Source organism: Parabacteroides caeci (genome assembly GCF_023656795.1).
GTDB classification, from domain to species: Bacteria; Bacteroidota; Bacteroidia; order Bacteroidales; family Tannerellaceae; genus Parabacteroides; species Parabacteroides segnis.
The window spans coordinates 54,928-67,814 of record NZ_JAMOKT010000017.1; the positions used below are offsets into that span (position 1 = coordinate 54,928).

The 12,887-nt window shown below is 41.8% G+C and carries 9 protein-coding genes and 1 pseudogene; 9 read left to right on the forward strand and 1 reads right to left on the reverse strand.

Annotated elements, in window-relative coordinates; all coding sequences use genetic code 11:
- Positions 1-178 precede the first annotated feature (178 nt).
- A pseudogene (locus NBH15_RS10755) lies at positions 179-1,779 on the reverse strand (glycoside hydrolase family 31 protein).
- Positions 1,780-2,048: 269 nt separating this feature from the next.
- On the opposite strand from NBH15_RS10755, the gene NBH15_RS10760 reads away from it, so the two are divergent.
- The 9 genes from NBH15_RS10760 to NBH15_RS10800 are packed head-to-tail and all read left to right on the forward strand — an operon-like array spanning position 2,049 to position 12,287.
- The gene (locus NBH15_RS10760) at positions 2,049-2,372 is read left to right on the forward strand and encodes an L-rhamnose mutarotase (RefSeq protein ID WP_250822647.1); all 324 of its coding nucleotides are present in this window, start codon (positions 2,049-2,051) and stop codon (positions 2,370-2,372) included.
- A 40-nt stretch (positions 2,373-2,412) separates the two neighbouring features.
- Positions 2,413-3,081: a cobalamin B12-binding domain-containing protein gene (locus tag NBH15_RS10765; RefSeq protein WP_250822648.1), complete on the forward strand. Its 669-nt coding sequence runs from the start codon at positions 2,413-2,415 to the stop codon at positions 3,079-3,081.
- Positions 3,082-3,087: 6 nt separating this feature from the next.
- Positions 3,088-4,086 (forward strand): uroporphyrinogen decarboxylase family protein, encoded by a 999-nt coding sequence (locus NBH15_RS10770; RefSeq protein ID WP_250822649.1) that lies wholly within the window; start codon positions 3,088-3,090, stop codon positions 4,084-4,086.
- Complete coding sequence (locus tag NBH15_RS10775) at positions 4,083-4,784, forward strand: vitamin B12 dependent-methionine synthase activation domain-containing protein (protein ID WP_250822650.1); 702 nt, start codon at positions 4,083-4,085, stop codon at positions 4,782-4,784. The genes NBH15_RS10770 and NBH15_RS10775 overlap by 4 nt, the downstream gene beginning before the upstream one ends.
- Positions 4,785-4,790: 6 nt before the next feature.
- Positions 4,791-5,819, forward strand: a complete 1,029-nt coding sequence (locus NBH15_RS10780; protein ID WP_250822651.1) for an L-rhamnose/proton symporter RhaT — start codon at positions 4,791-4,793, stop codon at positions 5,817-5,819.
- Between the two features lie 36 nt (positions 5,820-5,855).
- Positions 5,856-7,103 carry a uroporphyrinogen decarboxylase family protein gene (locus NBH15_RS10785; protein WP_128132808.1) on the forward strand — a complete coding sequence of 416 codons (1,248 nt, stop codon included), beginning with the start codon at positions 5,856-5,858 and terminating at the stop codon, positions 7,101-7,103.
- A 43-nt stretch (positions 7,104-7,146) separates the two neighbouring features.
- A complete protein-coding gene (locus tag NBH15_RS10790; RefSeq protein ID WP_250822652.1) occupies positions 7,147-8,634 on the forward strand; it encodes an alpha-L-fucosidase in 1,488 nt (495 codons plus the stop codon).
- Between the two features lie 42 nt (positions 8,635-8,676).
- Positions 8,677-10,461 carry an alpha-L-fucosidase gene (locus NBH15_RS10795; protein WP_244050560.1) on the forward strand — a complete coding sequence of 595 codons (1,785 nt, stop codon included), beginning with the start codon at positions 8,677-8,679 and terminating at the stop codon, positions 10,459-10,461.
- A gap of 26 nt (positions 10,462-10,487) precedes the next feature.
- Positions 10,488-12,287, forward strand: a complete 1,800-nt coding sequence (locus NBH15_RS10800; RefSeq protein WP_250822653.1) for an alpha-L-fucosidase — start codon at positions 10,488-10,490, stop codon at positions 12,285-12,287.
- The last annotated feature ends 600 nt before the right edge of the window (positions 12,288-12,887 follow it).

Sequence of the window (12,887 nt, forward strand, 5' to 3'; positions counted from 1 at the left end):
GTGTAGGCAGTGGTTGAGTCCGGATGCCTACACGTTTGGAAAACTGTCGGTGGTTTATCTCCCGTGGAATACCTTTTTTACTTTTGTAAAGATCCTTTCAGCTGGTAGGCTTAAATATTAAAGGTAAAAAGGTTCTGAAACCTGAAACGTGAAAATAAAAACACATTGAGGAATGATTTCACTTGGCTTTTTCAAACCAAGGCAATCTCTCCAGCGGAGCCTCCACCTCTATTGTTTTCGGTCCACGAAATTTCTTGCCTGTATCGTCCCTCCATTGCCCTTTGGGTAACATTACTTTACGAGTATGTTCTTTGGTCAGGATTGGAGCTACCAAATATTTATCTCCCAGCATAAACTGGTCTTTACAATCCACGAATCCCTGATGGGGGAACGCATATTCCATATGGCGGAGAATAGGCTCACCTGTTTGTGCGGACCTGCGGGCTTGTTCCAGGATATAACTACCCATTTTCTCATGTAAGTGGGCATATTCACGGCAAATAGCCAGATGTTTTTCATCGAGAATACGCCAGGGAGCTACAGAAAACTGCATCATAGGCATTAATGTGTGAACCTGGCAGGAACGAACGATCAAATCCTGATCCAGTTTGGTCTGTCTACCCCCAGGAAAGAACCGAACTGGCCTCCGCCAATCATATCGGGACAAGCGTATGCATATCCTAATAATCCGGCAGCGATCATATCAGGAATAAGAAGCCCTACAGCATTCCATGAATAATCTTTATCACCCAAGCGTTGAACCAAAGCCTGTCCACCCATTTTCCAACCGGCACGGTATTCATTGAAAGGAAAATCTAACCCTATCTTTGCCCAATATTCACACATGTCGACTGATGTTGCCTTTTTATTATAAAACTCTAGTTCCGGATCATTATAATGACCGATATCACCTGCATCGAATTTAAAACCATTGACACCGTATTGCGTCTGCATATTGCGTAACTGCTGTTTCAAATGTTCTGCTGCAGCCGGATTACTCAAGTCATAACAAGCACTGTATCCATTCCACCAGGGAATTATAGCGGCTTGCTTGGTTCCCTTCTTCTTGATCAGGTATCCTTTTTGCTGTAACTCGCGAAATTCAGGGCTATCCGGACTTACAAAAGGGCAGATCCATAACATAATACGGAATCCGTCTTTGTGCAACTGGTCGATCATTCCTTTCGGATCCGGGAAACGTTCTGGCTTGAATTCAAAATTACCGTAATGTTTCTGCCAATTATCGTCTACCATGAAAACTCCTACCGGAAATTTATTCTTTAATATATTGTCTGCATATTTTAAAATATCTTTTTGATTCTGATTATACATCAGTTCAATCCACGTATTATATTGCGGCATAGAGAAAAATAGAGAGTCGGGTAACTCTCCTGAAACGGGAAAATATTTACTTGATGCTGCCAAATAGGCATCTTTCAATGTATTACCGGCTAATACGGGTTCCAGATTTTCATAATCTGAAAATATTTGCAGGTTACCGTTCTCTACCTTGAAAGAAAATGGTTTGTCACTCCAGATATATCTTCCTTCAGAAGATAAAAGAAGAGGTACATTCTGATTGTTCAGGTTTTCAGAGGCTAGATCAAATAGACGGACGTTGTCTTTAAAAGGCATTTGAGAGCCTAAGCCAACCATACCTCCCCACCATTTTTCACTTTCCAAAGAAGTGATTTTCGATTCATATTTACTTCCGGCCCAACATGACAATGTAAAACATACAGCCAGGAAGGCTGGAAGAAGTGTCTTTCTTAAATGCATAGTGTTATTATTTAAAGTTTTTATTCGAATACTGCTACAAAAATATGCTTATTATTCATATTTTTGGACGTTGTAAGATTAAACAGTATTATTCCACGGCAAATGGAAGTTTAATTGAATCACACATTTCAGAAGGGAAGATCCGGCAAGATTTTCCCTTCTTTCGTATTGTTATCTCGGAAACAGTCAAAAGAACCACGCAAATTGAAAACTTCTCTTCTTTTACTTCTGCTACTTTTGTTCACACTTAATCTAATAAACAGAAAAATATGAAACGTTATGGAAGTGTTATCGGTGTAAAGCTCGAAAAACTGGAGGAATACAAGAAATTGCATGCTGCCGTATGGCCGGGTGTACTGGAGATGATCCGGAAGTGTAATATTCGCAACTATTCTATCTATTACAAAGACGGATTGTTGTTTAGCTATTTTGAATATATCGGGGATGATTATGAAAAGGATATGCAACGAATGGCTGCCGATCCGACCACGCAGGAATGGTGGAAGCTCACTGACCCTTGCCAGCAACCGGTAGAAAATCGTGTCACCGGAGAATGGTGGGCGGCTATGGAAGAAGTTTTCCATACAGACTGAATATACTTGTAAGTAGAATAGACTTTAAATATTATTGAACATGAATGACATTATTAGTAAACTTGGCGAATGCGTGGAATTTGGTAAGATCAATTTGACATCACCTTATCCTCCGGCAATGAAAGGACAACCAGGGGCAGACGAACTGACTCGCGAGGCATTAGAGAATGGTTTATCTCCTCAATCGATACTGAATGAAGCCTTGATCCCGGCAATGAACCGGGTCGGTAATAAGTTTACGGAAGGGAAGATATTCGTACCGCAGATGTTGCTGTCGGCTAAAGCAATGAACAGTGCCATGAAACACCTGAAACCCTATTTTCAGAATGGTGAGATCAAACGTAAAGGAGTATTTGTTATCGGTACCGTTATGGGCGACTTGCACGATATCGGCAAGAACCTGACGGGTATGATGGTGGAAGGTTCCGGTTGGGAAGTGATCGACCTGGGGACGGATGTGCCGGCCGAGAAGTATATTCAGGCATTGGACGAACATCCGGGAGCTGTTTGCGGCATGTCTGCCTTGCTGACTACAACCATGAGTAATATGCAACCGATGATTGAAGCTATCCGGGCAAAACATCCTGGCACGAAAGTGATTGTCGGTGGTGCGCCGTTGAATGCGGAGTTTGCACAAAAGATCGGAGCTGATGCTTATGCTCGTGATCCACAGGATGATATCAACTGGTTGGATTCAATCGTAGCCTGATAACGTATGAATAAGTTTATCAAACAATTACAGGATAGTGACAAACGGATCGCCATCCCTATTATGACCCATCCCGGTATTGAAGCGATCGGGAAAAAGGTGGTTGATGCTGTTACGGATGGAGAAATCCATTATCAGGCAATCCGTCATGTGACGGAAACTTATGATACGAAGGCTTGCACGGTCATCATGGATCTGACGGTCGAGGCGGAGGCATTTGGTTGTACGATCAGCATGCCGGAAGATGAAGTACCCAGTGTTACGGGACGTTTGGTTTATGATGAGGAGAGCGTGAACAATCTGCAAATTCCCTCTTTGGCTGCCGGAAGAATGCCGGAATATCTGAAAGCGAATCGCCTGGCAGTGGAGAACATCAAAGACAAGCCTGTCTTGTCCGGTTGTATCGGCCCTTTCTCTTTGGCGGGAAGACTTTATGACATGTCTGAGATCATGGTCGGCATTTATATCGAACCGGATGTGATTAAAACCTTATTGGATAAATGTACGGCCTATATTACGGCTTATTGCCGGGAACTGAAAGCGATCGGTGCGACAGGCGTGATCATGGCCGAACCGGCTGCCGGACTGCTTTCCAATGAGGATTGTCAGGAGTATTCAACCGTTTATGTCCGACGGATTGTGGAGGCGGTGCAAGATGATGATTTTGTGGTAATCCTGCATAATTGCGGGAATAAAGGCCAATGTACACAGGCGATGATCGACTCCGGTGCAGCAGCATTGCATTTTGGAAATGCGGTAGATATGGTTGAGGCGTTGGAGCAGTGCCCGTCGGACTTGGTCGTGATGGGAAACATCGACCCTGTCGGTATTCTGAAGCAAGCCACACCGGAAGAGGTGTACCGAACTACTGCCGAGCTACTTTCAAAAACTGCACAGTATAAAAACTTTGTTATCTCCTCCGGCTGTGATATGCCGCCTTTGGTTCCGGAGGCTAATATCAAAGCGTTCTATAAGGCTGTTGCTGATTTTAATGGAGTGAAATGATGTTTCGCTCATATACATTTTCATTTGAAGAGGTCAAGCCGGAAAAGTCTGTTCTGATGGAGTATCTGCAAATCCCGGATGCAGAAAGTTATTCGCTTGTCTCGGAGATTGTAGAGAAGACTTTTTCCGGACTGGCGAATTCAAAGGAGATCATCGGAGGATACAGGATACTGGATTGTAAAGGACTGGATATAAGGGAAGGTACAGTTTTTTGTTCACCAGGTCCGTTGCATACCGGACGTAAGATCAGCGGTTATATGACCGGTGCCACAGAGATTGCATTATTTCTTTGTACAGCGGGAAAAACATTTACAGATCTGTCCCATGCCTATCAGCAGAACGGCGATTTTCTGGAAGCCTTTGTTGTCGAGTCGATTGGTTCGGCTACCGTAGAGAATGCCATGGATAAAGTTCAGTGTTGTTTGGAAGAAGAAATAACGGCTCGGGGCAAGAAGATCACGAATCGGTATAGTCCCGGTTATTGTGAATGGGCTTTGTCTGGTCAGCGTGATCTGTTCTCTTATATTGGCGATCATCCGACTGGAATAACGATCAATGACTCTTGTTTGATGCAACCGATTAAATCGGTCAGCGGAATTATAGGAATAGGGGATGAGGTGAAGAAACGGTCTTATGGCTGTGATATTTGCAACAGTTCCTCTTGTGTGTATAGAAATATTAGAAGAAAAAACCAATAAGAATATATGACATTTGAATTATTATTTGGAATCGGACTGATCGCTATCGGCGCTTTTTCGTCCGGGAGTTTCTCCATCCCTTTTGGTAAGACCCGTAACTGGTCGTGGGAGAACTATTGGCTGATATATAGTTTGTTCGCCTATGTAATAGTACCAGTAGTAGCCTGTCTTATTTTTTGTCCGGGATTTATGGATGTATTGTCCGGTGTCCCGTCACGAACATTGGGATGGATATTCCTTTTGGGAATTATTTATGGAATCTGTAATCTCACATTTGGTTTGTCACTCCGTTATCTGGGACTTTCGCTCGGTTTCTCTCTTTCCCTCGGATTGATGATGATATTGGGCACGATCATTCCGCCGGCTATTGATGGGCGGTTAACTATACTGTTGCAGCAATCCGGCGGAACAATGCTGATTGCCGGCCTTTTGATTGCTGCCGTCGGTATAGCTCTGAGCGGATATGCCGGTTACCGGAAAGATAAGGGGGCGGGATCGGAAGCTAATCCGGAGTTGAACTTCGGGAAAGGATTGGTACTTGTCTTCTTTGTCGGCATAACAGGGGCTTCACAGGCATTGGGGATAGAGCAGGGGAATGGTATCTCGTCTGCTTTGGTCACATCTGGTATCGATCCGTTGTTTCAGACGTTACCTGTCTTTTTTGTGCTCTTTGGCGGCTCTTTTCTGATCACCGCGATCTGGTGTCTCTTCCTGTCGAAAAAGAATAACAACCTGAAGGCTTTTGTTGAAACGAAGGATATCGCTGTCTCCCGTAACTATCTGTATTGCGGCCTGGCCGGTTTCCTGTGGTTCGTCAACTTTATATTTTATGGCATGGGAAAGAGTCGGATGGGAGAATTTTCGTTTACCGCCTGGGGGATACTGATGTCGCTGACCATTGTCTTTGCAACCCTTTGGGGATTGTATCGAGGAGAATGGAAAGCTACTGATACAAAAACAAAAGCTTGGATGTATGCCGGCCTGATAGTTCTGATCGCTGCTTCGTTTATTATAGGAATGAGCGGGGGAGAGTAATGGAAATTGAAAATTAAGAATTAAGAATTGAAAATTATGACTTCAAGAGAACGCGTTTTAGCTGCAATAGCTCATAAAGAGCCCGACCGTGTGCCGGTCGATATGGGGGCAACTCCCAGTTCAGGCATCTCTGCGATCGCCTATTCCAATTTATTAAAACACCTAGGACGTACAGATCTCCCGGTTCAAATTTACGATGTCGTGCAGCAACTGGCACAGCCGGATATGTCGATTATCGATCAGTTCGGTATTGATGTCCTTGACATTGGTCGTACTTTTAATGTACAGCCGTCTGATTGGCATGACACGATTCTGGCAAATGGTGACAAAGCGTTGTATCCTGCTTGGTTCAATCCTGTAGTCCAGCCTAACGGGTCGTATCACTGTTACGATACCGACGGCAAGCGCCTACTGGCTATGATGCCGAAAGGTGCCACCTTTTTTGACCAGTCTTATTTCCCTTATGTAGATGGTTATCCGGATAGTTACGAAGGGTTGGATGCGGAAATGGGACGTGTCCTTTGGTCTCGTTATGTGCATAGTCCCTGGGATCATGCTGCCGACCCCGGTTTTTGGGAACAACTGCGTAAGAATGCCCTTCACCTGCGTGAAACAACAGATAAGGCACTGATGATCGTTTGCGGTTGTAATCTTTTCGAGTGGGGAACTTTCCTGCGGCGGATGGATAATTTCCTGATGGACTTGCTTTGCGACCCCGACCAGGTAGAACGTGTACTGGACGAATTGTTGAAACGCCATCTGGCTACTTTGGAAAAAGTCTGTGATTCTGTTGGCGACATCGTGGATATTATCCGTTTTGGCGATGACCTGGGGATGACGACCGGTCCGTTTATGGACCCTGATACATACAAAATGCTCTTTAAACCCCGTCATAAACAGTTGTGTGATTATGTAAAGTCGCATAGCCAGATGCATACTTTTATCCATTCTTGCGGTTCCATCTCTCCCTTAATGCCTGACTTGATAGAGGCTGGTATTGAGATCTTCAACCCGGTACAGACCAATGCTGTGGATATGGAGCCTGAGTTTCTAAAAAGAGAATTCGGACAGGATTGTACTTTCTGGGGTGGTGGTGTGGAAACTGTCGGCACTCTGAATAACGGTACACCGGAGCAGGTTCGCGAACAGGTTTTGCAACGTTTGGAGATCATGTCGGACGGTGGCGGTTTTGTTTTTAACACTGTACATAATATCCTGCCGGATGTTCCGCCGGCTAATATTATTGCGATGTTTGATGCAGTTGAAGAATTTAATGACCGATAGGCTTTAAACCTTCTGTTTTTAGACAGGAACTAAAAACTGAGATATGAAACGATTATATTATTTGATATTTTTATTGATATTGATTGGATCATCAGGAACTTTCGGACAGAAAATCGTTCCGTCTGAGCGTCCTAATCCTACTCAACAGAAGATGGTAGAGCGAGGCTATGGAATGTTTATCCATTTCGGAATAAACACTTTTGGTGAGACGGAATGGTCCGATGGCTCTATTCCTGTTGAAAAATACAATCCAACAAAACTGGACTGTGACCAATGGGTACGGGTTGCTCATGACGCCGGATTCCGTTATGTACTGCTCACGACTAAGCATCATGAAGGCTTTTGTCTTTGGGACAGTAAATATACGGAGTATGATGTCGCTTCTTCACCTGTAAAGACAGATGTGGTTGCTGAGGTATCTAAAGCATGTAAAAAATATGGTTTGAAGTTTGCGGTCTATTATTCCTTATGGGACAGGAATGCTCCTTCTTATAAAGATGAAGATCCTGAAAAATATGTGGATTACATGTGTAACCAGTTGACAGAGTTGTTCACTAATTATGGCCCGATCTGTGAACTTTGGTTTGATGGGGGATGGGACAGGAAACCGGAAGATTGGAACTTGCCGCGTGTTTATGGCTTGGTAAAAAAGCTACAACCCCATTGTGCCATTGGTGTGAATCATACGATTGTCTATAAAGAGAACGAGCGTAAATCGGCTTTACCTGACTCTATGATCACGGATAATAAATACTTTTTCCAATATTTCCCGAGTGATTTCCGTTTGTGGGATCCGAAGATTGCACATAAAGGGGATAAGAAGCAATACCTGCATGACGGTAAATCTTATTATGTTCCTTTTGAACATACGATTTGCATTAGTAAAAACTGGTCATGGTTCGGGAAAAAAGACCCCATTCCGACACGTAGCTTAGATGAATTGGAAGAGTTGTTTTATTGGTGTACAGACAACCAAAATACATTGGTAATGAATATTCCTCCCGATCAAACCGGTCGGATCAGGGAACATGAAGCCAATACGATCATTGATTTGGGACGCAGGCTCGGATTGAAACCCAACAAACCTCTTCCGACCAACGGGACATTCATTTCCATGCATGCACCAGCCCGGGCCACATCCGTTTACGGAAAAGATGTGGAGAAATATGGTGCCCGGATGGCGGTCGACGGGGGAATGCAAACACGTTGGGCCTCAGCAGACACATTGGCGACTTTGACAATTGAATTGGATGAAAGTAAGCCGTTTAATAAAATCTCTATCTTTGAATACCAAGATGAGGATTATTCACAGGATGGTTTTTCTTGTTACCGTTCCAATCGTATACAAGAATATAATATCGCTATTTTCCACCAAAATGAATGGAGAACCATATATTTGGATAACGAGTCTATGGGAGATTGTAAAGTAATTCGTTTCCCACAGTCGTATCGTGCTTCTAAAATCCGGTTGGAAATAACAAAGGCTCTGGCTCCTCCGTCTATTAAAGAGTTTAATGTGATTCAATATTGAGGTAGGTTTAAGAAGGAATAATAAATTTGTAAATGACGTTAGATGAATAAAATTTTAAGGGAAATTATATTGGGAGGTTTCATGCTGATAGTAACAGTCACGACCATTTTGGCTCAACAGCGAATGGATCAAATGTGGGGGGATCAGCAAGCAAAGAACAAGGAACTGAAAGAGAAACGCGGTCATTTGTTTGAATGGGGAAATTACGCCATGTTCATTCATTGGGGCTTATTCTCCCATCTGGGAAATGTATGGAATGGTAAAACATATTATGGTATTGGAGAATGGATGATTAATGAGAATATGGCCAATGCAAATCGGGATGAATATAAAGCTGTTAGTCGTTCGTTCAATCCCAAAGATTTCGATGCGATGAAAATTGTACAGTTGGCTAAAGATGCAGGAATGAAATACATCATTATTACAAGTAAGCATCATGATGGTTTTGCCATGTATCATTCCTTATGTGACAAATTTAATATAGTGGATGCAACCCCCTTTGCCCGTGATCCGATGAAAGAACTGGCTGATGCTTGTAAAAAGCTGGGACTGGGTTTTGGATTCTATTATTCGCATAATCAAGATTGGACTCATCCCGGTGCTTCCGGTGCTCCCCGAGTGGATAAAGATGGGAATCCCCGGACGTTTGATGATTATTTCCATGAGAAATGTTTACCACAAGTGGAAGAAATCACTAAAAATTATGGTGATATGGAGCTAATTTGGTTCGATACACCGGGAGATATACCCCAAAAATATGCAGAGAAATTAGTTGAAGTTGTACATCGGAATCAGCCTCGGGCGCTTGTCTCCGGGCGTATTGGTTATAATTTAGGAGACTACCAAACATTAGGAGATATGGAAGTCCCATTAGAAAATATCGATGGCCTATGGGAGAGTGTTGACGTGACAAATGACGCATGGGGGTATGCTTGGTATGATCAAAACTGGAAATCTCCGAAACAAATTTTGCAATATCTGATCTCTACTATTGCCCGTGGAGGTACTTATATGTTGAATATAGGTCCTGATGGAATGGGAAATGTTCCGGAATTCGTTTCACAGACTTTGCGTGCTTCCGGGAAATGGATTGCCCGTTACCCTCAAGTTATTTATGGAGCGGAACCTTCTCCGTGGAAACATGCACTTCCGTGGGGAGACGTCGTGAAACAAGGTAACAAACTATATTTGAACGTATATGAATGGCCAACGTCTGGTAAACTTTATTTACCCGGATTACAAACGGAAATAGTCTCAGCCGGAATTCTTGGTGAAAAGAAAAAACAACGAATTAAATTTGAAAAGGAAGATAACTGGACAGTATTTCAAGTACCTTTCCAAAAGCCGGACCGGATGATAACTGTCATCGAATTGGAAATGAAGGATAGTGAGATTATAGTAAATAATACTTTGGCTTTGGATCCTGAAACAGGAATAAACGACTTATCGGTTAAGTTTGCAAAAGCTGCTAATTGTCATGTTTATAAATCTAGTTGGATGGAAAAATTTGGCGAATGGAAACATGTATATTGCATAAGCGACCTCAACCGTAAAGGTAATGTTGCCTGGAATATTGAAGTTAAAACTCCTGGCGTATATCAAGTAGATCTGAAAGTAAGAGGTAAAGAACGTCCGGTATGGAAGGTAGAAACAGATGAAGGGCATATTGCACAAAACCAACAAAGTGTATCGTCTGCTTTTCAGAAAAGACCGATTGGTTGGATTCGTTTCGATAAGCCTGGTATACATACGGTGACTGTTTGCATGCCTGAAGGCGGACAGGCTGATTTGGCATCTATTTCAATGACTCCAATCAATTTTGAATAAGAATATAAATTTTAAGGAACAAGTGTATGAAACGATTCTATTGTTTAATGTTCCTGTCTGTATTGGCAGGAACATTAAATGCCCAATGGACTGTGAAAGAGAGTGATTTCAAGGGGAGTCCATTGGAACAAATATATAAAGCTAGTCCTTATTTAGTTCATATCATGCCGGATGCGGAATGGAACAACAGCAACTTCGCATCCGAGGCTGATATGAAGTGGTATAAAGAGGTCCGTTACGGAATGTATATTCACTTTGGTTTAGGTGCTTATAAAAATCGGGATTTGAGTTGGGGAATGGCTGACGGGGTAGCTCCCGACAAGAGTGAAGGTGCTTATCCGCGTAGCGAATGGACTTCCTGGCCTGATCGGCTGAAACTGGAGAAATTTTCAAAAGAGGAATTAGCTGATATTATTCGCAAGTCTGGTATGAAATATGTGGTTGTCGTGGCTAAACATCATGATGGTTTTCATTTTTACGATACTCAGTATTCAGATTTTAAGGTTACAAATACTCCTTACGGGAAAGATTTTGTGAAAGAGGTAGTCGATGCGTGTCGTATGGCAAATGTGAAAGTCGGTTTTTATTTTTCGCAAAGGGATTGGTATCATCCAGATTATGAACCGATAGATACAACCACAATAGAACGTATATCTTCTGCTCCTTATTTCAGAGCGAAAGAGGGTAAAATTGTTAAGCCAGGAAAGAAGCATCGTAAATATATCGAATATATGTTCAATACTGTACGGGAACTTTGTACCAATTATGGGAAAATCGACATGTTCAACTTCGATGCTTCTTATTGGAACGGTATGTTTACGGCTGACATGTGGGATGCGGAACAATTAACACGGATGATACGAGAACTACAACCCGGAATCATAATTAACAACCGAGCCAGTTTGCCGGGAGATTATGATTCTCCCGAACAACGTATAGGTATGTTTCAAGATCGTCGTATGTGGGAGACTTGCATGTGTCTGTGTGATACTTGGGCATATTCTCCGACCCGTGTAAAAGGTCCGTTGGAGGTTTTTCGTAACATACAATCTACAGCAATTGGAAATGGCAATGTGTTGTTGAGTTGGGGAATGAAATGGAATGGGGAATGGGATGAGAAACAAAAAAACTCACTGATTGATGCCGGAGAATTTCTTGAGGCATACGGGGAAAGTATCTATAAAACGCACGGTGGTCCGTGGCTCCCGGAAAGTTGGGGTGGTACAACTTTTCGGAATAACAAAATATATGTACATGTATTTCAATCGCAAATCGGTATTATTTCATTACCTAAACTGCCGGTTATCTCTATCGAACAATGTAAAGTTCTTACCGGACAAACTGTGGAGTTTAAGGATGGAGGAGACCATTATGAGTTGGATTGTAAATTGGCTTTAACAGAGAAAGCACCTTTAATCATAGAATTGACTGCATCCAGGAATTTAACGTCGGATGATATTCTACGTCAGCCACAGTCCGGAGGTTTATTTGGTGATGAAAAAACATATGGAAAACGAATCTGTTCACAGGTAGTAGCAACTTCTAAAGATATTGTGATAGATTTGGGCGGAAAAAGAAATCTAAAGGGAGTACAGTTGGTTTCAGAAGAACCGACTGAAAAAGGGAATGTATCCATTTGGCTTTCCGAAGGGGGAAATACTTGGAAACTCTATCAGACATTAGCTTTAACTGGTACTAATACAGAAATACCGATAACAACTTATGTCGCAGGTATTCTAGTGGAAGGTATAGCTACTCAGAAAATCAAATTACAATTTGCTTCGGGCATGGCATCTAATGTTATTTGTCATGTTTATGGTAATTGATTTTTTTTGTAAAAGAGAATGTTAACATAATAAATCCATTTTCCATAATCATATTGTGTCGAATGTATGATAGGAATGGCAAGAATACTTAGAGGTCATGTTTATTCGATAGTTTAATATGCAGAGGAATGTGTGTAGGCTTTTAAAATTAGTCCTGTATTGACCATAGTTTTTGTAGAACTACGTATATTTTGCAAAAATAGAAAAAATATTCAATAAAATCATTTAAAAAATCCGTTCTTTTTTTTGCAAAATCCGATATTGTATTATTAAAACAAGGACAAAAGATGAAGTTTTAATCTTTAATACAACGGTTGATGTGAAATATTAAGCCTTTCCCGGGGGCTTTTAATGTAATTTACTGATTGTTCCAGTCATAATTTAAGTCTCTGGACCATAGTTCTACAAAGACTATGGTTCAGAGACTTTTTTATAAGTATGCAATAATAGATTGCAAAGGTGATGATTTTTATGATTTAGACTTATGAATAGTCGTTTGATTTTGTATTAACTTTTGTTTGACCTTATCTCTAATCTCAATACGAATTGAAGGTGGAAGAGATATAGTGTTAGTATTGATGAATATAAAAGAATTATAAA